The 21035-nt window shown below is 64.8% G+C and carries 19 protein-coding genes, 3 tRNA genes and 1 riboswitch; of the genes, 15 read left to right on the top strand and 7 right to left on the bottom strand.

The features are described from left to right. Positions 1-3: 3 nt before the first annotated feature. From ftsH to tilS, 3 genes are all read right to left on the bottom strand, one after another. Positions 4-2013 carry an ATP-dependent zinc metalloprotease FtsH gene (gene ftsH / locus E3T41_RS07855; protein ID WP_092451774.1) on the bottom strand — a complete coding sequence of 670 codons (2010 nt, stop codon included), beginning with the start codon at positions 2011-2013 and terminating at the stop codon, positions 4-6. Between the two features lie 82 nt (positions 2014-2095). Continuing rightward, positions 2096-2668, bottom strand: a complete 573-nt coding sequence (gene hpt / locus E3T41_RS07860; protein ID WP_092451772.1) for a hypoxanthine phosphoribosyltransferase — start codon at positions 2666-2668, stop codon at positions 2096-2098. Between the two features lie 28 nt (positions 2669-2696). Further along, positions 2697-3671 (bottom strand): tRNA lysidine(34) synthetase TilS, encoded by a 975-nt coding sequence (tilS, locus tag E3T41_RS07865; RefSeq protein WP_134478005.1) that lies wholly within the window; start codon positions 3669-3671, stop codon positions 2697-2699. Positions 3672-3716: 45 nt separating this feature from the next. Here tilS and ppa point away from each other — a divergent pair, with 45 nt between their 5' ends. Further along, entirely contained in the window at positions 3717-4208 is a 492-nt protein-coding gene (gene ppa, locus E3T41_RS07870; RefSeq protein WP_092106945.1) for an inorganic diphosphatase, read from the top strand. 305 nt (positions 4209-4513) lie between these two features. Here ppa and E3T41_RS07875 read toward each other — a convergent pair whose 3' ends face one another. Beyond that, a complete protein-coding gene (locus E3T41_RS07875) occupies positions 4514-5932 on the bottom strand; it encodes an NlpC/P60 family protein (protein WP_134478007.1) in 1419 nt (472 codons plus the stop codon). Beyond that, a complete protein-coding gene (locus E3T41_RS07880) occupies positions 5925-7274 on the bottom strand; it encodes a M23 family metallopeptidase (protein WP_241991084.1) in 1350 nt (449 codons plus the stop codon). The genes E3T41_RS07875 and E3T41_RS07880 overlap by 8 nt, the downstream gene beginning before the upstream one ends. Positions 7275-7529: 255 nt before the next feature. Between E3T41_RS07880 and E3T41_RS07885 the strand changes: the two genes are divergently transcribed. The 9 genes from E3T41_RS07885 (at position 7530) to E3T41_RS07920 (ending at position 12770) form a co-directional block, all read left to right on the top strand. Beyond that, positions 7530-7602: transfer RNA gene (locus E3T41_RS07885), tRNA-Glu, on the top strand. 99 nt (positions 7603-7701) lie between these two features. Further along, a tRNA-Asp gene (locus E3T41_RS07890) sits at positions 7702-7775 on the top strand. A 70-nt stretch (positions 7776-7845) separates the two neighbouring features. Next, positions 7846-7921: transfer RNA gene (locus tag E3T41_RS07895), tRNA-Phe, on the top strand. Between the two features lie 320 nt (positions 7922-8241). Beyond that, the gene (locus tag E3T41_RS18200) at positions 8242-8460 is read left to right on the top strand and encodes a hypothetical protein (RefSeq protein ID WP_198416398.1); all 219 of its coding nucleotides are present in this window, start codon (positions 8242-8244) and stop codon (positions 8458-8460) included. Between the two features lie 6 nt (positions 8461-8466). Then, positions 8467-8820, top strand: coding sequence for a peroxiredoxin (locus tag E3T41_RS18990; RefSeq protein WP_198416400.1), 354 nt, complete (start codon positions 8467-8469; stop codon positions 8818-8820). 152 nt (positions 8821-8972) lie between these two features. Continuing rightward, the gene (locus tag E3T41_RS07905) at positions 8973-9479 is read left to right on the top strand and encodes an HAD domain-containing protein (protein ID WP_134478009.1); all 507 of its coding nucleotides are present in this window, start codon (positions 8973-8975) and stop codon (positions 9477-9479) included. Continuing rightward, entirely contained in the window at positions 9476-10147 is a 672-nt protein-coding gene (locus E3T41_RS07910) for a haloacid dehalogenase type II (protein ID WP_092451764.1), read from the top strand. The genes E3T41_RS07905 and E3T41_RS07910 overlap by 4 nt, the downstream gene beginning before the upstream one ends. 376 nt (positions 10148-10523) lie before the next feature. Beyond that, positions 10524-10838 carry an aldo/keto reductase gene (locus E3T41_RS18505; RefSeq protein ID WP_233195208.1) on the top strand — a complete coding sequence of 105 codons (315 nt, stop codon included), beginning with the start codon at positions 10524-10526 and terminating at the stop codon, positions 10836-10838. Positions 10839-10871: 33 nt separating this feature from the next. Beyond that, positions 10872-12770 (top strand): Na+/H+ antiporter, encoded by a 1899-nt coding sequence (locus E3T41_RS07920; RefSeq protein ID WP_134478011.1) that lies wholly within the window; start codon positions 10872-10874, stop codon positions 12768-12770. Here the strand turns inward: E3T41_RS07920 and E3T41_RS07925 are convergent. Together E3T41_RS07925 and E3T41_RS07930 are read right to left on the bottom strand one after the other, a co-directional pair. Further along, positions 12767-13141 (bottom strand): multidrug efflux SMR transporter, encoded by a 375-nt coding sequence (locus tag E3T41_RS07925; protein WP_134478013.1) that lies wholly within the window; start codon positions 13139-13141, stop codon positions 12767-12769. The genes E3T41_RS07920 and E3T41_RS07925 overlap by 4 nt on opposite strands. Before the next feature lie 11 nt (positions 13142-13152). Beyond that, a riboswitch (guanidine-III (ykkC-III) riboswitch) is annotated at positions 13153-13216 on the bottom strand. Between the two features lie 90 nt (positions 13217-13306). Further along, a complete protein-coding gene (locus tag E3T41_RS07930; protein WP_092451758.1) occupies positions 13307-14356 on the bottom strand; it encodes a dipeptidase in 1050 nt (349 codons plus the stop codon). Between the two features lie 471 nt (positions 14357-14827). On the opposite strand from E3T41_RS07930, the gene E3T41_RS07935 reads away from it, so the two are divergent. From E3T41_RS07935 to E3T41_RS07955, 5 genes are all read left to right on the top strand, one after another. Continuing rightward, on the top strand, positions 14828-16375 hold the full coding sequence (locus E3T41_RS07935) for a sugar transferase (RefSeq protein WP_134478015.1): 1548 nt from the start codon (positions 14828-14830) through the stop codon (positions 16373-16375). A 1-nt stretch (position 16376) separates the two neighbouring features. Next, positions 16377-17630, top strand: coding sequence for a DUF1972 domain-containing protein (locus tag E3T41_RS07940; RefSeq protein WP_198416399.1), 1254 nt, complete (start codon positions 16377-16379; stop codon positions 17628-17630). Then, the gene (locus tag E3T41_RS07945) at positions 17627-18400 is read left to right on the top strand and encodes a CDP-alcohol phosphatidyltransferase family protein (RefSeq protein WP_092451754.1); all 774 of its coding nucleotides are present in this window, start codon (positions 17627-17629) and stop codon (positions 18398-18400) included. The genes E3T41_RS07940 and E3T41_RS07945 overlap by 4 nt, the downstream gene beginning before the upstream one ends. Before the next feature lie 148 nt (positions 18401-18548). After that, positions 18549-20006 (top strand): polysaccharide biosynthesis tyrosine autokinase, encoded by a 1458-nt coding sequence (locus E3T41_RS07950; protein WP_104132332.1) that lies wholly within the window; start codon positions 18549-18551, stop codon positions 20004-20006. Further along, positions 20006-21010 (top strand): glycosyltransferase, encoded by a 1005-nt coding sequence (locus E3T41_RS07955; RefSeq protein WP_134478017.1) that lies wholly within the window; start codon positions 20006-20008, stop codon positions 21008-21010. The genes E3T41_RS07950 and E3T41_RS07955 overlap by 1 nt, the downstream gene beginning before the upstream one ends. Positions 21011-21035: the final 25 nt, after the last annotated feature.

Here is a 21035-nt window from a genome sequence, read left to right on the forward strand (position 1 = left end):
CGCCTAAGCGGTCGCGGGGCGGGGGGTGCGGGCCGGCGCGCGTTTCGGTTTGGCGGGGGCGGCGTCACCGCTCGTGATGCCACCGTCGACGGCGGCACCGTCGATGGGAGCCTTCGGAGCCGGCATCGCGATCGGCGGCACGTCAGACACGGGGCGCTTGTCGCTCGACAGCCACTGCGGGCGCGACGGGAGCTTTTCGACGTTGGCGAAGATCTCGGCGAGAGCGGTCTGGTCGAGCGTTTCGTGCTCGAGCAGTGCCGTGGCGAGGTCGTCCAGGATCACGCGGTTCTTGATCAAAACCTCGTAGGCCTCGTCGTGGGCGTCCTCGAGCAGCTGGCGCACCTCGCGGTCGACGCTCTCGGCCACGCGCTCCGAGTAGTCGCGCTGGTGGCCCATGTCGCGGCCGAGAAACACCTCACCGGAACCCTGGCCGAGCTTGAGCGGACCGACGACCGCGCTCATGCCGAACTCGGTGACCATCTTGCGGGCCGTCGCGGTGGCCTTCTCGATGTCGTTGGACGCGCCGCTGGTCGGGTCGTGAAAGATGATCTCCTCGGCGACACGGCCACCCATGGCGTAGGCCAGCTGGTCGAGCAGTTCGTTGCGGGTGACCGAGTAGCGGTCTTCAAGCGGCATGACCATCGTGTAGCCGAGGGCCCGGCCGCGCGGCAGAATTGTGATCTTGGTGACCGGGTCGGTGAAGTTCATGGCGGTCGCGACGAGGGCGTGGCCACCCTCGTGGTACGCCGTGATGAGCTTTTCCTTGTCGCGCATCACGCGGGTGCGGCGCTGCGGTCCGGCCATGACCCGGTCGACGGCCTCGTCCAGGGCCCGGTTGTCGATGAGCTGGGCGTTCGAGCGAGCGGTCAGCAGAGCGGCCTCGTTGAGCACATTTGCCAAGTCGGCGCCGGTGAAGCCGGGCGTTTTACGGGCGAGGACCTCGAGGTCAACACCGTCGGCCATCGGCTTGCCCTTGGAGTGCACCTCGAGGATGCGCTTGCGACCGAGCATGTCGGGCGCATCAACGCCGATCTGCCGGTCGAACCGGCCAGGGCGAAGCAGAGCGGGGTCGAGAATGTCTGGTCGGTTGGTGGCGGCGATCAGAATGACGTTCGCCTTCACGTCGAAGCCGTCCATCTCGACCAGCAGCTGGTTCAGGGTCTGCTCGCGTTCGTCGTGGCCGCCGCCCATTCCGGCACCACGGTGACGACCAACGGCGTCGATCTCGTCGATGAAGATAATGGCCGGGGCGTTTTCCTTGGCCTGGCTGAACAGGTCACGCACGCGGCTGGCTCCGACGCCGACGAACATTTCCACGAAGTCCGAGCCGCTGATCGCGTAAAACGGCACGTTGGCCTCGCCGGCCACGGCCCGGGCCAGCAGCGTCTTTCCGGTCCCGGGAGGGCCATACAGCAGAACGCCCTTGGGGATGCGGGCTCCGACCGCCTGGAACTTGGCCGGCTCCTTGAGGAAGTCTTTGATCTCTTCGAGCTCTTCGATGGCTTCATCGGCGCCGGCGACGTCGGCGAAGGTGACCTGTGGGCTTTCCTTGGAGACGAGCTTGGCCTTGGACTTGCCAAACTTCATGACCTTGCTGCCACCGCCCTGCATCGAGATCATGAGCCAGAAGAAGGCACCGATCAGCAGCACGGGCAGCAGGAAGCTCAGTACGGAGAGCACCCAGTTGGGCTGCGGCACCTCGTCGGTGAAGCCGTCCTTCGGGTTTGCTGCGGTCACCGCGGTGATGATCTCTTCACCACGCGGAGCAACGTAATAGAACTGAACCTGGGTGCCGAGGTCGCCGCTGGCCTTGGTCAGCGTGAGGTCGACGCGTTGTTCGCCATCGACGATAGTCGCCTCGGCGACGTTGCCCGATTCAAGAAAGCTCAGGCCCTCTTGTGTGCTGACCTCACGAAATCCGGACATGGTGATGAGGCTTGACCCCACCCAGACGGCGATGACGGCGAGCACAATGTACAAAATGGGGCCGCGGAGTAGCTTCTTGACGTTCATGGTGACCTCAGGCTAGCGCGCGTTTACAAGGGAATGCCGTGTGTTCGCCCAAAGGAAAACTCGGGCGCAGAGCCGAACGCTGTTAGAGCGCGGCGGCCGCGACGGTGGAATACACGTGCGGGGCGAGAATTCCGACCGAGCGCAGGTTGCGGTACTTCTCGTCATAGTCGAGGCCATAACCGACCACGAACTTGTTCGGAATGTTGAATCCGACGTATTTCACGTCGATGTCGACGCGCGCGGCATCCGGTTTGCGCAGCAGTGCGCAGATTTCAATGGATGCCGGACCGCGGGTTTTCAGGTTCGCCAGCAGCCACGAGAGGGTCAGGCCGGAGTCGATGATGTCCTCGACGATGAGCACGTTGCGGCCAGACAGGTCGGTGTCGAGGTCCTTGAGAATGCGCACGACGCCGCTGGACTGCGTGCCGGAGCCGTAGGAACTGACCGCCATCCAGTCCATCGTGATCGGGTGGCGCAGTTCGCGGGCCAGATCAGCCATGACCATGACGGCGCCCTTGAGCACGCCGACCAGCAGCAGATCGGTGCCGGCGTAGTCCGCTTCGATCTCGCGGCTCATTTCGGCCAGGCGATCGCGGATCTGCTCCTCGCTGATCAGGATCTCGGTGAGGTCGCCGTCAATGTCGCGAGGTTCCATATGAAAGGTGCAGTCCATTTCTTCAGATTTATGCTGGCACGGAAAAAATCAACAATCCGCCCTGCCGTATAACTCTAATACCCGGCAGGCTGAGTGCCCCCTGTCCATGCCAATCGGTCACGAGGGCCGCCACCGCCAGGGTCTGCCGCCGGTCGAGCCACACCCCACACTCCTGCTCCACTCCCAATCGGATCACGCGCTGCCGCACCGCAGCCGGCTGCGCTGCGAGAGCGGCCGCGTCGATCGTGCCATGAGCCCAGTGCCTGCGCGCGACCGCGTCGGCAAGCTCATCGAGCGCGTCGGAATCCTCGCGCAGCGCCTGAGCGGTGCGGGCGAGCGCCACGGCGACGCCGGGACCGAGCTCGCTTTCCAGCAGCGGCAGCACGGTTTCGCGCGCCCGCACCCGGGCATAGCGCGGGTCGAAATTCTGCGGGTCGGTCCACGGCGCGAGGCCGGCATCCGCACAAAATTGCCGGGTAGCGGCGCGACGGATGCCCAGCAACGGTCGTAAAATCGGCCCGGTTTGCGCCGCCATTCCGCGCAGGCTGGTCGGCCCGGAGCCCCGGGCCAGCCCGAGCAGCACGGTTTCGGCCTGGTCGTCGAGGGTATGACCGAGCAGCACGCCGCTCGCCCCGGTCTGCTCGAGCGCCGCAGTGAACGCCGCATAGCGTGCGGTGCGTGCGGCCGCCTCCGGGCCGGTTCCGTCGCCGTCGACCGTCACGCTCCAGACGAGCACGGGGTCGAGGCCAAGCTGGCGGGCGGTCTCGGCGGCTGCGACTGCGACATCCGCTGATCCGGTTTGCAGATTGTGATCGACGATGACCGCGCCGGCACGGATACCCGCGCGCCCGGCCTCGAAGGCGGTCGCCGCGGCCAGCGCGAGCGAATCGGCGCCGCCGCTGAGTCCAACAAGCACGAGCCCCTCGGTCGGCAGCAACGCGCGCACGGCCCGGCGAATATCGGCGATGGCCGGGGTCAGACGCGGGCGGCGGGTGGATTCCATCCAGTAACGTTATCCGCAGACTTAGATCAAGGGAGAAACAACGCCATGGCCGAATACGACGCAGTTATCGAAATCCCCCGCGGGAGCCGCAATAAGTACGAGGTGGACCACGAGACCGGCCGGGTCTATCTCGACCGCGTGCTCTACACGAGCTTTATGTACCCCACCGACTACGGCTACTTCGAGAACACCCTCGGCCTCGACGGCGACCCGGTCGACGTTCTCGTGCTGCTCGACTACCCGTTGTTCCCGGGCGTTGGCGTCTCCGTGCGTCCGGTCGGCGTGTTCAACATGACCGATGACGGCGGCTCAGACGCCAAGGTCATCGCCGTTCCGGCTGGCGACCCGCGCTGGGACCACATTCAGGATGTCCTCGACATTCCGGAGTACACCCGCAAGGAAATCGAGCACTTCTTCGAGCATTACAAGGACCTCGAGCCGAACAAGTGGGTCAAGACCGAGGGCTGGGGTGACGCCGCCGAAGCCAACCAGATCGTGGTTGACGGCATCGCGAAGCTGGCCGAAGAGGGCCACTAGCCCGCAGGACCTTCCTGAGGGGGCCCAAATCGACCTAAAACCGGTTTCGGTTGAACGGTTTGCGCCCCCTCAGCGCGAAACAGCAGGCGGGCGCTACGAACAGGGGCTCCGGTCACCGGTTATCCGGCGGCAGGAGCCCCCTTTTTGGTGTCTGGCTCGGGGCCCCCACCCGCGGGGGCTACATCAGAAAATCCGCCAAGTGCTGGTGCGGTCGTCGCACTGGTCTGCTGGCCATCGTGCGATCCCGCGAAGATCTCCAGAATTAGCTACACGTCCGGTCTCATGCGGGGCCTGAGAGCTCCGCGCTACGCTGCGGGGCGACCGACGTAGGGCGCAACAGCCCAGGACGACCAGATGCTGTGCACCCGCACGCGCGCCGAGGGGTTCGGAGCTTCGAGAATCTGCCCGCCGCCGACGTAAATCGCCACGTGGTAGTAATTGCCGGGGCTGCCCCAGAACAACAGGTCGCCCACCTGCACCTGCGCGAAGGAGACGAGCTTGCCCTGCCGCGCCATGGTGTTGTACTGGTCCGTGGCCGAGTGGGTGCCGATGTAGATGCCCGCCGCGGCGTAGGCCGCCTTGGTCAGACCCGAGCAGTCCCAGGCGTCGGGGCCGGAACCGCCGAAAACGTACCGGTCGCCGAGCTGGTCGCTGGCGAAGGCGAGAGCGGTGTCGACGGCACTCGCATTCGGCGCCGGAACGGTCGTACCGCCGCCAGCCGGAGCGCTCGGCACGCTCGGCACCACCGGAGTGACCGCGCCAGACCCCGAACCATTGCCGGAACCGGACCCAGAATCCGAGCCGGAACCCTCAGCGGCCGCGGCGTCCTGCGCCGCTGCGGCAGCGGCAGCATCCGCTATTGCCGCAGCGGACGCCTGAGCCTGCGCGAACGCTTTCGCTGCAGCGGCCGCTTCTTCGCCGACGTGAAAGCTGCGCTCAGCCTCGGCCGTGGTGTCCTTGAGCAGGGCGAGCTGCTCGAACAGCTCGCTCGACCGGCGTTGCTGAGTGTCGTAGGCTGCCTCGGCCGCCGCTGAGCTCGCAGCCGCCGCCTCAAAGGTGGTCTTGGACTCTGCGGTGAGGCGTTCGCGTTCGTCGGTGGCCGACGCCGCCTGGTCGCCGAGCGACTCGGCCGCGTTCTGGTCCTGGCGCGCTTCGGTGTAAATCTGCTCGGACTGCTCGCTGAGCTTGCTGGCTGTACCGAGCTGACTGAGCAGGTCATCGGCGCTGTTGCCGCTCAGGAACAGGTTGAGTGAGAGACCGTTGCCGCCGGACTTGGCGAGGTGGGCCGCGATCAGGCCGGCCCGCATCTTCGACGTCGCAGCGGCAGCCTCTGCCTTTTTCGCCTGCGCGTTCAGGCTGGCTTCCCGCTCGGTGGCGGCAGCCAGGGAGTCCTGGGTGATGCGATATTCCTCGGCCGCCATCTGTGCGGTCGTCACGGCGGTCGCCGACTGGGCGGCCAAACCGTCCAACAGCTCACCCAGCGTGGCAATTTCAGTCTGCTTGGTCGACTCGTTCTGCTTGGCCTTTTCGACGTCGTTCCAACTCGGGTAGTCCGGCGCGGCAAACGCCGCCCCGCCGGCCGCGGCAACGGATGCCGTCACGGCCGAGACCGCGCCGATCGCGACGGCCGAGAACAGGCGCTTCGATCGTGCGTGAACTCGTGCACGTGCAGTGGTGCTCGGTAACGCTGCGGTATTCCGTGCAGGTGTGCTGTTGTTAGCCAAGTACTGCTCCCCGGTCGGCCATGAATGGAACGGGATTGATGCGGTTTCCACCAATCCATACTTCGAAGTGCAGGTGGCAGCCGTTGGCGGCCCCGGTCTGTCCGGAGCTGGCGATGAGCTGCCCCGCCGATACCGACTGGCCGACACCCACGTTGTACCCGCCGTCGCGAATGTGGGCGTAGCCGGTCGAGACGTTGTCGCCGTGGCTGATCTTCACGAAGTTACCGTAGGTGCCGAGGCGTCCGGCCCAGGTGACGACGCCGGCGTGGGCGGCGTAGATGGGCGCGCCGCAACCGGTGCCGAGGTCTGTCGCGTAGTGAAAGCTTCCGCTGCACTGTCCGCCGCTGCCGCAAATGGTCGAGCGGGGGCCGTAGCCGCCGGTGATGCGTCCGCTGGCCGGTACGCCCCAGCCGGACATGCTCACCGTTCCGCCGGAGCCGCCCCTGGCGCGCGCTGCAGCCGCGGCCACCCGCGCACGTTCGGCCTCAGCCGCCACCCGAATTGCTTCGAGGCGGGCACGTTCGGCCACGCCAGCCTCGTAGCCGGCCGTTGTCGTGGCCTGGGCGTCGCGCATGAACTGCAACTGCTGCTCGAGCTCGATGCCCTTGGCTTCGGATTCGGCGAGGGCATTGGCCGCCGCCTCGGCCGCGGTCTGTGCCGCAACGAGGGCGGCCTCGGCGGCGACGCGCAACACTTCGCGTTCCGCCTGGGCGACCTTGGCCTGGTCCCCGAGCGACTGGGCGTTGTTCATGGCGGACTGCGCCTCGTCGTACACATCCGAACTGCGCTCAACCAACTTGCTCATACTGCCGAGTTTTGCCAGCAGCAGGTCGGCGTCGGCGCCGTCCCCTCCGCCTTCCAGGAACAGGTTGACGCTCAGGTCCGTGCCACCGGTGCGGTAGAGCTGGGCGGCGAGCTGGCCGGCCTGCTTGGTGGCGGTATCCGCTGTGGCCTTGCTGTCGTCTGCCTGCTTCTGGATGTCCTCGGCCCGACGGGTGGCATCGTCAAATTCTCGCTGCGCGTCTTCGAGTTCGATGGCGCTCTTCTCGGCGGCGGCCTGGGTCTCCTGCACCTGCACCTGCAGGCTGGCGATGAGATTCTCGATCGCGGTCACCTGCGCGGCGGCGGCACTGGTGTTCGCCTTGGCGTTCTGCAGATCCTGCCACGAAGGGTAATCGACCGCCCGCGCCGGGGCGGCCGGGGCAACCAGCGTGACCAGAAGGGTCATGGCTGCGACGACGCTGGTTAGCGCCAGGCCGTGCCGCGGCCACCGACTGCCCGCTCGAAAACGGCTGGCCGGAGCGTTTCCGGAGCGGCGGATCACGGCTGTAGAACGAATCATTGTTTCCCAACGGGCTTTCCAGCTGCAGCTTGCGCCGCAGCAGACTCTTCAGAGTAACAAATTGAGCAGGTTTGGCCCAGTTTCAACGCCGAATCTAACTCGCGAAAAGGGCTGTGGCCCGCACATTTGTGGGCGCGGTGCGAATTGGCGTCACAAAATGGGCAGCTTTCAAGCGGATGCTTCGCGCGTCGATTTGGCCTTCGCCCCACAAGACCGTATGCTTACTCTTCGGCAGCCATGAACTTTATGGCTCACGGCCCCATCGTTTAGCGGCCTAGGACGGCGCCCTTTCACGGCGTTAACACGGGTTCGAATCCCGTTGGGGCTACGCAAACTGCACGTGCACACAGAGTAAGTGAAAAAGTAGTAGAGAAATAGAATAGTCTTACCGAGTGCCTCGCACACAGATTCACAATTTTCACCTCGAGGCCCTGTAGCGCAGTTGGTTAGCGCGCCGCCCTGTCACGGCGGAGGTCGCCGGTTCAAGTCCGGTCAGGGTCGCAAAGGAAATATAGCCCTTTCGAAAGGAAGGGCTTTTTTTCTTAGAAGACGCGTTTTGACGTATCTTTGGGGCCCTGTAGCTCAGTTGGTAGAGCGTTCGACTGAAAATCGAAAGGTCACCGGATCGACGCCGGTCGGGGCCACCACCGCCACTCCCTAGGAAACTCACTCGTGAGGGACTCGGGGAGTGGCCTTTTTTATGCCCGGTCCGAGTCTCGGGCAGCGCGCCCTCGACATTGCGTCCGCGACAGTGCGTCCTCGACAGGGCGGGTGCGAGCTGCAGCTCACTTGCATCGTTGTCGTCGGGTTCCTGCGGCCCGGTGGCCTTGGCGACGGTTCGCGACGGCGAGATGGCCCTGAGCCAGAAACTGGTTCTGACTGCAGAAACGCTGTGCCGGCCCAGGCCTGAGCTCACGGTCGACGGCTCCAGCCCACTCGGGAAATTCCTCGGGCTGACTCCTTGACGGTGAGCACATCACGAAAAGTGAACCATGTGACGGATGCCCTCCCGACGCCCACCGACGACGGTGCCGCCGATCACCTGATCGGATTGCACCTGCCTGACATCGCCCTTGCATCGACATCGGGCGGTGAGATGAGCATCAAAAACGTCTCGCCCGGGCGCTGGATCATGTTTATCTATCCACGAACCGGTGTTCCGGGCCAGGCCGAGCCAATCGGATAGGCAGGCATTCCCGGAGCAAAGGGGTGCACCGCCGAAGCCTGCAGCTTTCGCGACAACCTGGCCCAGCTCTATGAGGCCGGTGCGCGATGCGTGACCGGGCTCTCCGTGCAGAGCAGCACTTACCGACGCGAGGCCGTCGAGCGGTTGCACCTGCCCTACCCGCTCCTCTCCGACGAGAATGGGCGATTGGCCGGGGCACTCAAACTCCCAACCTTCACTGTCGCAGGCTTGACACTTCTCAAGCGGATGACCCTCGTCGTCGACGGGCAGACCATCAGGCACGTGTTTTATCCCGTCTTCCCGGCGGACGCTCATGCAGAACAAGTCCGTGCCTGGCTGCGAGCAAATCCCGCGGACTGATGTCCCGAGAACAATCGCTGCCGGTCACCGTTTCAGGAAGCGCCCTTACGCGGAATCGAGCGGGACGGACCATCCATTCACGAGGCAGCGCGCATCAGGTGCCGAAGGTGGCAGCACCGACATCATCCGAAAGGAACACCTAGGCTCGAATGATGACCACGCGCACCGTTCTTATCCTGCTCGACGTCGATGGGGTACTGAACCCGCGGGTCGTCGGCCAGCGGCTTGTGCTCGATGCGCCGCGCCAGGAGCTCGTGCGGCGGCTCGCCGAGCTGGGATCCATCGTCTGGGCGACCACGTGGTCACCCACGCACACGTTTCACCTGACCCGGGACCTCGGCCTGGCAGCAGACACCGACGGCATCGCCTTTCCGCGCAACCTGCACGCCGCTCCGTCAGCTCCCGCACCGACAGCGAAGCTGCACTGGGTCGCCCGCTGGCTGGCCCGGCAGGAGCCGCAGCCCGACGCGGTGATCTGGATCGATGACATCCTGCGCCAGGATGCCGTCGCCTGGGCGGCCGCCGAGGCGCGACCCACGCTTCTGGTGCAGCCCGACATGAACATCGGACTCACCGCCGCGCACATCGACGACGTGCAGCGCTTCATCGCGCGCCTGGTGCCGACCGACACACCCACCAACCCACGGAGCGAGTCATGACCAGCACACCATCAGTGATCGTATTCGATGTCAACGAGACTCTCTCCGACATGTCCCCGCTGAGCGCCCGATTCGTGGAGATCGGCGCCCCGGCCGAACTGGCCCGAATCTGGTTCGCCGCGCTGCTGCGGGATGGCTTCGCCCTCGCCGCCGCGGGTGGTACTGCAAAATTCGCGACGATCGGTTCGGAGATTCTGCGCGGACTGCTCCGCGATGTGGCGCTCACCCGCAGTCTCGACGATGCCGTGACCCACATCATGAACGGCTTCCAATCGTTGAGCCTGCACCCGGACATCGCTGACGGAATCCGGGCCCTGAAAAGCGCGGGCATGCGCCTCGTGACATTGTCCAACGGATCGGATCAGGTAGCCGAGTCCCTGCTGACCCGGGCCGGGCTGCGGAGCGACTTCGAGGCCGTACTCACGGTAGAAGACGCCCCAGCGTGGAAGCCGGTTCAGGCCGCCTACGACTATGCCGCGGCTGCGTGCGGGGTTACAACGGGCGACTTGGTGCTGGTGGCCGTGCACCCCTGGGACATCCATGGGGCGGTCAGGGCAGGCCTGGGCACCGCGTGGTTGAACCGCACGGGCGAGGCCTACCCAAGCTACTTTGCGGCACCGGAGCACACGATCACCGCTTTGAGCGACCTCGCCCGTCGACTCAACTAGGGTACGAATGTGGCCGCTGAACGTCGGTTTGTGTCCGTCTGCGTCCAAAATGGGCACATGAGGACGATGACATCACCGAATACACACTTCCCGGTCTCCGACATCGTTCTCGGGCTGATGCGAGTTGTTCCCCTCGCCGACCAGGAGGTTCGATCCTTGGTTGGAGCCGCCCGGACGCCGGCATAAATTTCTTCGATCACGCCGACGTGTATGGCGGCGAGCCCCACGAATGCGAGCGGCGTTTCGGCGAAGCCGTCACGTTTTCCGCCGAAGGACGGGCAAGCGTCGCCATCCAGTCCAAGGTCGGCATTCGATCGGGCTTCTGGACTTCTCCAAGGGGCACATCCTACGGTCCGTCGACGAATCACTCGCGGCGTTGAAGACCGTTTACCTCGACCTGCTGCTGCACCGTCCCGACGCGCTCATGGAACAAGATGAGGTCGCCGAAGCCTTCAAGATTCTGCACGATGCGGGGAAAGTACTCAATTTCGGCGTCTCCAATCACACTCCCGGGCAGGTCGAGTTGCTGAAGCATTCGGTGGCGCAACCGCTCATCGTCAATCAGGTGCAATTGAGCATTACGCATGCGCCGCTAATCACCGCCGGCGTTTCGGCCGTGGGGTCTCATATCACCCTCACCAGGGGAGAATGGTACCGACTCTTCACTGCCACCGGACATATCTTGCCGTAGTCAGTCCCCTGCAACTCTTGGCGGTAAAAAAAAATGAATGTCGCACTCGGTCTTCTCACTCTCGTCGCCGTCGTCTGCGCGGCCAGTGCTCTCGCGAGGCGCCTGAACCTGTCCGTTCCACTGCTGCTGGTGGTCGTTGGAGTGATCGGCTCGTACCTGCCGTTTATTCCAGCGATCAAGCTGGATCCGGAACTGGTATTGGTGGGCATCCTGCCTCCATTGCTCTACGCGGCCGCCATTCGTACCTCCCTGGTCGAGTTCCGCACAAACCTGCGTTCTATCGCACTACTGTCGGTCGGCTACGTCATTTTCGGAACCGTAGCCATCGGCCTCATCGTCTGGTGGGTGATCCCGGAGATTCCGCTGGCTGCGGCGTTCGCCCTAGGCGCGGTGGTGGCTCCGCCGGACGCGGTAGCGGCGACCACGATTGCCCGTCGCGTTGGGCTACCGCGCCGGGTAGTGAGTCTTTTGGAGGGCGAGTCACTGGTCAACGATGCGACCGCACTGGTGCTCCTTCGCACGGCGATCGTTGCTATTGGCGGCAGCGTCACCGTCTGGCAGGTGGCGTCTGACATCGCTTTGGCCGCTGGTGGAGGTATCGTGATCGGACTAATCGCGGCGTGGCTCCTGTTGCAGATCCGAAAACGGGTGCGTAACGTCGCCATAAACACGTCCATGTCTCTCGCAGCCCCGTTCGTGGCCTATATCCCGGCGGAGGAGATCAACGCATCGGGCGTGTTGGCTGTCGTCGTGGCCGGCCTCGTGATCGGCACCAAGTCGCCAGCGATGCCCGGCGGCGCCTCCCGATTGAGTCAGCGCAGCAACTGGGCCACCGTCCAGTTTTTGCTCGAGAACTCCGTCTTTCTGCTGATCGGGTTACAGGTGCGCACAATTATTGAGGCGACCTCCGGCGATTCGCTTGGCGCCGCGCGCATCTGGGGCACCTGTATTGTCGTATTCGTCGCGGTTCTCCTGTTGCGCCCGGTGTGGGTGTTCCCGGCCATTTATCTGCCTCGGCTGATACCCAAAATTCGCGCGGCTGACCCCGCACCACCCTGGCAGTTGCCCACCATCGTGTCTTGGGCGGGTATGCGCGGTGTGGTCACCCTGGCTGCCGTGTTCGCCCTGCCAGAAGACGTCGCACACCGCCCCGTCCTCGTTCTCGCGGCCCTGGGAGTCGTGGCGGGAACGCTGGTTGTGCAAGGCCTCACCTTGCCGTGGCTGGTACGGGCCCTCGGCGTGCACGGCCCAGATATCCATGCGGATGCGCTCAGCCAGGCCGCGCTGATGGACCAGGCCACCGCCGCGGGAATCGAAAACCTGCGCCAGCACACCCGGCCCGGCGATTCTCCAGAGGTGCTGGCCATGCTCGAACGCCGCACGCAGGAACGCAACAGGGCAGCATGGGAGCGCCTCGGGCGTTCGGAGCTCGCAGACCGCACTCCCAGCAAGCGCTACGTGCAGCTGAGGCTGGCCATGCTCGATGCGGAGCGCGCCAGGGTTCTCAAACTGCGTCGCACCGGCGATTACGCCCACGAGGTGATCAGTGAAGTGCTGGAGATGCTCGACGTGGAGGAGTCCATGTTGGATTCCTCCACCGAGGGTGCGGACATCGACGCCCGCACCCCGGCCCGACCCGCCAATCGGCGCGACAACGACGAAGCGCGCCTGGGCGCGGGCGGCTGCGAGCACCTACGGACCGTGGGCGAGCAGTCAGTGCCGCAGGACCCTGAGTGTAAGGACTGTGTGCGCGAAGGCACCACCCCGGTACACCTTCGAATGTGCCTGGCCTGCGGAAACGTGGGGTGCTGCGATTCATCCGCGGGTCAGCACGCGACCAAGCATTTCCAACAGTCCGGCCACGCCATCATGTGCAGCGCCGAGCCGCGGGAATCATGGCGCTGGTGTTACGTTGACGAACTCCTCGGCTAGCGCGTGCTCGTCGACTCGTTGTAAGAACCGTCCCCGAGAGCTGCAGCTTTGGGCGGGGTGTCGACGAGTTTGAGGCCGACGATGCAGCCGATCAGGCCGAGCAGCAGCGCGATCTTCAGCCACGACACGCTCGCATCGCCGCTGATCATGGCCCAGACCACGGTGAGGGCCGCGCCGATGCCGACCCAGACGGCGTAGGCCGTTCCGATCGGAATCTCCCGCATCGCCCAGGCCAGACCGCCCATGCTGAGTGCAAGCGCACCGCCGAAGATAATGGTCGGCCACAACTTGCTGAAGCCCTCGGACTTGCCGAGCGCCGTCGCCCAGACAGCTTCCAGCACTCCGGACGCAATGAGTACGATCCACGACATGACTGCTACTCCTCGGCCAGTCTTGTCTTGTGCCGGGTACTGATCCGTCGTCCGGGGCCGCATTTCGCGACCTCCCTCGACCATAGGCAGACCCACTGGGCAAAGCCTGTGCAGAGCCGCACGAAACAAGCGGATGCCGCAGCATCCGTTCACCGGCAGCAGCCGTTACGCGATAAACGCGCGATAGGCGGGGTCGTTCGCGCGCAGCACGCGCAGCACGTTCTGGTAGCCGAGCTTGGCCAGGTCAGCGTCGCTCCAACCGCGACGCGACAGCTCGGCGAACAGGTTCGGGTACTCCGAGACGTCGGCCAGACCAACCGGCATGTCGGGGCAGCCGTCGAAGTCACCGCCGAGGCCGATGTGGTCGACGCCGGCCACCCGCCGGGCATGCTCAACATGGTCGGCAACGTGCGCGACCGTCACGAGCGGCTTGTACCCCGCCGAGCCTTCGTCTTCCCAGCGTCGGTAGTCGGCCGAGATGAACGCGGGCACGAAGGTGATCATCTGCACACCATTGTTGGCCTTGAGCTGGGTGAGAATCTGATCCGGCACGTTCCGCGGGTGGGGGTTGAGAGCAAAGCACGACGAGTGGCTGAAGATGAGCGGCAGCTCGGTCGCGTCCAGCGCGTCCTGCATGGTCGCGGCCGAGACGTGCGAGAGGTCGATCATCATGCCGATGCGGTTCATCTCCGCGATGACTGCTCTACCTCGATCATTTATTCCGTCGTGGGTCACATCGCCCACTGCTGCGTCAGCCCACTCGGTCGAGGAGTTCCAGGTCAGCGTCATATACCGCACACCCAGGCGGGCGTATTCGCGCAGCACGGCGAGCGAGTTGTTGATCTGATTGCCGCCTTCAACGCCCAGCAGCGACGCGATTCTTCCATTCAGCTGGGCGCGCTCGACGTCGTCGGCCGTGACGGCCCACTCGAAGTCGTCGGGATACGCCGCAATCAGGCGGTGAATGAAGTCGATCTGCTCGAGGGTTGCCTGGACCGAATCCGTCCCCTCCAGATCGGTGTGCACCCAAACCGACCAGAACTGGCCGTGTACGCCTCCGCGACGCAACTTGGGGACATCCGTTTGAAGCGCGCTGCGCCCGGAATCCTGCTCGGAATCGAGTCCGCTGACGGAATAGTCACGATGCGCGCGGCAGGCCCAGGCAAGATCGTTGTGTCCGTCAATGACAGGAAATCTCGTAAATCTTTCGGTCATGTGAATTCTCCCCGGCAATGCGTTGGCTCCGATCAGCCTACGACCCGCGCCGTGCGGGTGCGCGGCCGCCGATAACGCCCAAGTGTGCCGCAATACCGCACGTTAATGAGACGCCAAGCCGTTCGTGGCGACACAAACATGGCCCGTGACGGACTGCCCTACCCGGCACGGGGAAGCTGCCCCCCGTTGAGGTTACAGCGCGGCCGACTTGAATCGGGGTAGTCTCTGCCAGTAAGTTGCTGAGAAAGAATCATCTTCACTGCCGCGCTCCACCGAGAGACAAGTGCCAGCATCGTCACCTTGTCGCTAAGACCACCTGTTCCTGTAAACCCGACTGCAGGGAATGCAACGTGACACACACCCCGACCCGTCGCTCCACCGTCAGCGCAGCCTGCGCCAGTCCGGTGCCTCGCGCACCCGATTGCCCCTATCTGGCCGCGCCCTGGCGTTCGATCACACCGGGAAGCACGCATGAGTGAACCCGACTCCCCCGCGCCACTCCCGGTAGGCGATTCCCTTCGTCGCGCGCCGAAGCTCCGTCTCGTCGACCAGGCTGCGTCAGCCACCCGTGACATCGCGCTCGACACCCCGTCGTCGGGACTCATCTGGGCGCGCCGCTACCGCACGAAGCTGCGACTGACCGATGTCACCGTCATCGTGCTGGCCGTGGCTGTTGCCCTGGTCTTTCGGTTCGGTGTGCGCGGTATTCCGGCCGTTCCCGGATCGTTCAGCGCCAATTATTGGCTGGTGTCCCTGCTGATCGTGGTGACCTGGCTCGTCGCTCTCGAGCTGTTCCATACTCGCGATTCGCGCGTGGTGGGTGCGGGAGCGCACGAGTACAAACAGGTGGTGAATGCGAGCGCCGTGACCTTCGGCATGCTCGCCATCGCCTTTCTCATCTTGCAGGTTGACATCGCGCGCCTCTTTTTCATTCTCGCGCTGCCCCTCGGCGTCATCGCCCTGGTATTCGAACGGTGGTTGTGGCGCAAATGGCTGCTGCACCAGCGCACGTTCGGCCACTATCTTGCCCGGGTCATCGTGGTGGGAAACCGGGAGGACGTTGAGTATGTCGTCAGCCAGATCGACACCAAGTCTGGCGCCGCGTACTACATTGTCGGGGCCGCACTCGAAGAGAGCGACAGCGCTGAGATAGCCGCTGGCGACCGCCTGGTGCCGATCGTGTCCGATCTCGAACATGTCGCCGCGGCCGCATCGGCCATGGGCGTCGACACGGTCATCGTGGCCGGACAGCCCAGCGGTGGCAGCGCCTACATCCGCAACCTCGGCTGGGACCTCGAGGGCACGTCGGCCGAGCTCGTTCTCTCCAGCCGGCTAACGGATGTCGCTGGTCCCCGCATCCACTTCCGTCCCGTTGACGGCCTCCCGCTGATCCACGTCGAAATCCCCCGGTTCGAAGGGGGCCGTCATGCCCTCAAACGCACCCTGGACATCGTGACGACCGGACTCGCCATCGTGTTTCTGCTGCCCGTCCTGGCCGTGATCGCTGTGCTGATCAAGATCGACAGCCCCGGCCCGGTGCTGTTTCGCCAGGAGCGTTGCGGCCGCAATGGCCAGACCTTCCGCATGATCAAGTTCCGTTCCATGGTGGAGACGGCCGAAGACGACCTGGCTGGCCTCCTCGACCAGAACGAGGCCGCCGGGGTGCTGTTCAAGATTCGCAATGACCCCCGCATCACCAAGATCGGCCGAGTGCTGCGCAAGTACTCGCTCGACGAGCTGCCCCAGCTCTGGAACATCTTTGTGGGTGAAATGAGTCTGGTCGGCCCCCGTCCGCCGCTTCCGGAGGAAGTGCAGGGCTACGAGACCCACGTGCACCGACGCCTTTATATCAAGCCCGGTCTGACCGGCATGTGGCAGGTCAACGGGCGTTCCAACCTGAGTTGGGAAGACAGCGTTCGGCTCGACCTGTACTACGTCGAGAACTGGTCGCTGGCCGGCGATCTGATGATCATCTGGCGCACCTTCAAGACCGTCATCCAACCAGTAGGGGCGTATTGACATGACCGTGGGGACCGAACTCACTGCGCCCACCAGCCAACGACGCCTGCACATCGCAATGATCGGCACCCGCGGAGTACCCGCCACCTACGGTGGTTTTGAAACGGCCGTCGAGGAGATCGGCCGGCGAATGGTCGACCGCGGCCACGACGTAACCGTGTACTGCCGCCACACGGTAGAGCCCGCGCCAAAAGAATATCTCGGCATGACGCTGGTTGAGCTGCCGGCCCTGCGGCACAAGATTCTCGAAACCCTCAGCCACACCGGGCTCTCGGTGCTGCACGCGACCACCCATCGCCGCCTCGATGTCGCGTTCGTCTTCAACGCCGCCAATGCACCGTTCGTCCCTCTGTTGCGCCTGCGCGGAATTCCCAGCGTTGTGCACGTGGACGGACTCGAGTGGAAGCGCGACAAGTGGGGCCCAACCGGCCGCCGCTATTATCGGTGGGCCGAGGAGGTAGCTGTTCGTGAAGCGGATGCCCTGATCGCCGACGCGCAGGGAATCGTCGACTACTACCAGGATGAGTTCGAGGTGCCCACCGAGCTGATCTCGTACGGCACCAAGATTCTTACGGACACCCCGTGCGATCGGCTCGCCGAACTCGGCCTCCTCCCCGGCGGCTACCACCTCGTCGTCGCTCGGTTCGAGCCGGAGAACCATGTCGATGTGATCGTCGAAGGCTACCGGGCCAGCGGCGCCCTGCTTCCGCTCGTGGTGGTCGGCTCTGCACCGTACGCGGTCGATCACATCAATCGCATTGCCGACCTGGCCGCCTCCGATTCGCGTATCCGCATGATCGGAAGCGTCTGGGACCAGGGCCAGCTCGACCAGCTGTACGCGCACGCGGGCACCTACCTACACGGCCATTCCGTCGGCGGAACCAACCCCTCGCTGCTGCGGGCGATGGGTGCCGGCACCAAGGTCATCGCCTGGGATGTCGTCTTCAACCGGGAGGTGCTCGGCACCCACGGTGCCTACTTCAGCCACGCGGACTCGCTCGGCGCCCTGATCGAAGACTCCGAGCGGAGCCCCGATCGCACCGCCGAGGTCGGAACCGCGCTGCAGGAGCGGGCGGCGAAGTTATACAACTGGGACACTGTCACGGCGAGCTACGAGGGCCTTGCCCGCCGTGTGGCCGCTGGCTACAGCACGCACCATCAGAGCAGCGGCCGTGCCGAGGAGTCAACCTGGAGCCTGCCCGAGACCATGAGCCGGCAACCGTCAACCGCACCGTCCAGGGGAATCACACTATGACCAGCACGCCAGCCCCGACCGCGCAGCCAACGGAAGGCTATTTCGACACCGTACGCCGGTTGTCCTCCGCCCAGAAAGTCGCCACCCGCGGTGCGCCCGCCTACTCGGTCTACGTGAACCGACGAGTCGGCCGTTACATCGCGGCCGGCGCCTATCGGAAGGGACTCAGCCCCAATAATGTGACGGCGATCAGCGCCGGCTTCACGTTCTGCGCCATCGGGCTGCTCGCGATCGGCGAGCCGAGCTGGCTGCTCGGCATCACCGTGTGGCTGCTGCTGGCCGTCGGCTACGCCTTCGACTCGGCCGATGGCCAGGTCGCACGATTGCGTGGTGGTGGCTCAGCCTCCGGCGAATGGCTTGACCATGTCATCGACGCCATCAAGATCTCCACGCTCCACCTGGCCGTGCTGATCACCGCGTTCACGCATTTTGCCTTCACTGATCCGGCCTTGCTGCTGGTTCCGATCGGGTTCACCGCGGTGGCGGCCGTATCGTTCTTCGCGATGATCCTGAACGACTTGCTCAAGGCCAAGCATGCTCCCCTGGCTCCGCCATCGACCGCTCGCCGCACGGTGTTGCGCTCGCTCCTGGGGGTGCCTACCGATTACGGTGTGCTCTGCCTCGCGTTTGTGCTGCTCGGCGCTCCCCCGCTGTTCTTCGGGGTGTACGCCGTGCTCTTTGTCGCTAACGCACTGTATCTGGCGCTCGCTTTGGCCAAGTGGTTTCGGGACATGACCGCGCTGGGCGGCGTCGGAGCGACCCAGCCGTAGCTGGGCATCCGCTGCATCTGGACCGAGTATTCCAGCGCCCCTGAACTATTCGGCGACGTACCTCCTACTGGGGGATGTGCTGCGGCCCGACGAATGTGAGTTTTGATCAGCTTAATTGTAGTGTGGGCGCAACTGAACGGAGAATGCTGTGGAACCGATCGACTATTTGAGAACCATCACGAGGCGATGGCTGATCATCCTTATTGTCGGGCTGCTCGGCGGTGCGGCAGCGTGGGGGTATGCGGCGAGCCTGCCCCCGCAGTTCCAGGCCACCAACAGTGTTTTCGTCACGAGCGATCGCGGTGAGACCACCAGCGAACTCCTGCAGACCTCCACCTTCACGCAGAATCTCGTACAGTCCTATGCGCAGCTCGCGACGACGCCGACCGTTCTCGGCCCGGTGATCACCCGATTGGAACTGGATACGACCCCCCAGAGCCTCGCCGCCCAGGTGTCCGCCGTCACGCCGCTCAATACCGTGTTCATCAATATCACCTCCACCAGCACGTCAGCGGAGCAGGCCGTCGAGCTGGCCGACGCCGTTTCACTGTCGCTCGCCACGACGGTGGAGAGCCTGGCACCCAAGGGCCCCGACAATTTGCCGTCGATCTCGGTGAAGACCGTGTCACCCGCGCAACTCCCCGGTGCACCGTTTTCGCCCAATACCAGACTCATCGTGCTCACCGGCCTGCTGCTCGGCCTCATGGTCGGCGTGCTTTATGCCCTGGCCCGGGAGGTTCTCGATACCCGGGTGAGCACGCAGAAGGACCTCGACCGGGTTTCATCGGACCCGCTGCTCGGCATGGTCGGGCGTAAGCGGCGCTCCGACCCCGCGGGCCTGGCCATGCGGGTCATGCCCCACAGCGCGCTGGCCGAGGCCTACCGCCGGGTGCGCGCCAATCTCGAATTCATCGACGTTGACAGCCCGCCGCGCAGTACAGTCGTCACCTCCGCCGTCGCTCGCGACGGAAAATCCACGACCGCCATCAACCTTGCGCTGGCCATGGCCGAGCGCTCCGCGAAGGTGCTGCTGATCGACGCCGACCTGCGACGCCCGTCTATCGCCGAGCTGTGTGACCTCGAGGGCGACGTCGGCCTCACCACAATTTTGCTCGGCGACGTCGGACCCGAAGATGCCATCGTGCGCTGGTCCGATGGTCTCGATGTACTGCCGTCCGGTGCCGTCCCGCCGAACCCCGGGCGACTGCTCGGTTCGGCCGCGATGAAAACGCTGATGAAGCGCCTGCTCGAAGACTATGACTTCATCGTCGTCGACTCCCCTCCACTGCTTCCGGCGACCGACGCCCTCGGGCTATCTCACCTCACCGACGGCGCCATCGTTGTGGCTCGCTACAAAACGACCACCCGTCAGCAGCTCACGACCACCCTCGAGTCCCTCGAAGCGGTCAACGCCCGCATTCTCGGCATCGTACTGAACCAGGTGCGCGAACATCGCGCCGAGGTCTACTACGGACCGCTCGCACCCGTGAAGGGGGTGTCCGCACCAATGACCGGACCGGTCAACCGAGTCACGGCCACCCGAGCGCCCAAAGCCGCGTTCGATGACTCCGGCCGCCGCGACTCGGAATCGGCGCGGACCAAGTAGTGCGCATCCTCCAGTCGTTTCCGGAGGGCCGCGCCACGACCAACCCCTACCTCGTTCAACTCGACCGGGGGCTGCGGGAGCACGTGCAGGTTGACGGATTCTCTTGGTGGCGTGCGTTGATGGCACCATACGACGTGTTCCATGTGCACTGGCCAGAGATTCTGCTGCAGGGGCGCACCCCGGCGCGCGCTCTGGCTCGGCGCCTGCTGTTCGCACTTCTGCTGACGCGACTGCGGCTGCGCCACACGGCCGTGGTTCGTACGCTGCATAACCTGCGCAGCCACGAAGAGAAGTCACCGACCGAGCGGCGCCTGCTGCAAGCGTTCGACCGCCAAACCACCCTGTGGATCCGGCTCAACGCGTTCACTGCGCTTCCGGCGGGCGCGCTCGAACGTACGATTGCACACGGCGATTACCGCGAGTGGTATGCCGGTCAGACCTGCCCCTCGACAGTTCCCGGTCGCCTGCTCTATTTCGGCCTGATTCGCCCCTATAAGGGCATCAACACACTGATCGAGTGCTTCACGGCGATAACGGATGCTGCGGAATCGTCCGCAACGCTGCGGATCGTCGGTCAGCCCCACACGCCAGAGCTGGCCCGAACGTTGGGAGCTCTGGCGGCCGGAGACCCACGCATCAAATTCAGCCTGGGCTACGCGAGCGACGAGACGCTCGCCCACGAGATCGGCGAGGCCGAGCTAGTCGTCCTCCCGTACCAGGAGATGCACAATTCTGGCGCCACACTGTTGGCCTTGTCTCTCGGCCGCCCCGTTTTGGTGCCGCGGAACGCTGTCACCGAGGCGCTGGCGAACGAGGTGGGCGGCGACTGGGTGTTGACCTACCCCGACACACTCTCGCCCCAGGACCTCACCGATGCGCTCGCCGCCGCTCGGTTCTCGTCCCACACGGCTCGTCCCGATCTCTCGGCCCGCACCTGGGAGACCGGCGTGGCCGGGCACCTGGAGGCGTACGCGTGCGCGGTGCGCGCCGTTCGAGCGCGCTGAGCGCCCATCCACCGAGTTGGCTTTT

The organism is Cryobacterium sp. Hh38 (assembly GCF_004403235.1).
GTDB lineage: Bacteria > Actinomycetota > Actinomycetes > Actinomycetales > Microbacteriaceae > Cryobacterium > Cryobacterium levicorallinum.

Excerpts from the sequence above, each read along its gene's own strand:
- E3T41_RS07935 (WP_134478015.1), top strand. The coding sequence starts at position 14,828 with ATGAGTGAACCCGACTCCCCCGCGCCACTCCCGGTAGGCGATTCCCTT.
- E3T41_RS07880 (WP_241991084.1), bottom strand. The coding sequence starts at position 7,274 with ATGATTCGTTCTACAGCCGTGATCCGCCGCTCCGGAAACGCTCCGGCC.
- E3T41_RS07905 (WP_134478009.1), top strand. The coding sequence starts at position 8,973 with ATGACCACGCGCACCGTTCTTATCCTGCTCGACGTCGATGGGGTACTG.
- hpt (WP_092451772.1), bottom strand. The coding sequence starts at position 2,668 with ATGGAACCTCGCGACATTGACGGCGACCTCACCGAGATCCTGATCAGC.
- E3T41_RS07920 (WP_134478011.1), top strand. The coding sequence starts at position 10,872 with ATGAATGTCGCACTCGGTCTTCTCACTCTCGTCGCCGTCGTCTGCGCG.
- E3T41_RS07925 (WP_134478013.1), bottom strand. The coding sequence starts at position 13,141 with ATGTCGTGGATCGTACTCATTGCGTCCGGAGTGCTGGAAGCTGTCTGG.
- ppa (WP_092106945.1), top strand. The coding sequence starts at position 3,717 with ATGGCCGAATACGACGCAGTTATCGAAATCCCCCGCGGGAGCCGCAAT.
- E3T41_RS07940 (WP_198416399.1), top strand. The coding sequence starts at position 16,377 with ATGACCGTGGGGACCGAACTCACTGCGCCCACCAGCCAACGACGCCTG.
- E3T41_RS07930 (WP_092451758.1), bottom strand. The coding sequence starts at position 14,356 with ATGACCGAAAGATTTACGAGATTTCCTGTCATTGACGGACACAACGAT.
- ftsH (WP_092451774.1), bottom strand. The coding sequence starts at position 2,013 with ATGAACGTCAAGAAGCTACTCCGCGGCCCCATTTTGTACATTGTGCTC.
- E3T41_RS07945 (WP_092451754.1), top strand. The coding sequence starts at position 17,627 with ATGACCAGCACGCCAGCCCCGACCGCGCAGCCAACGGAAGGCTATTTC.
- E3T41_RS07910 (WP_092451764.1), top strand. The coding sequence starts at position 9,476 with ATGACCAGCACACCATCAGTGATCGTATTCGATGTCAACGAGACTCTC.
- tilS (WP_134478005.1), bottom strand. The coding sequence starts at position 3,671 with ATGGAATCCACCCGCCGCCCGCGTCTGACCCCGGCCATCGCCGATATT.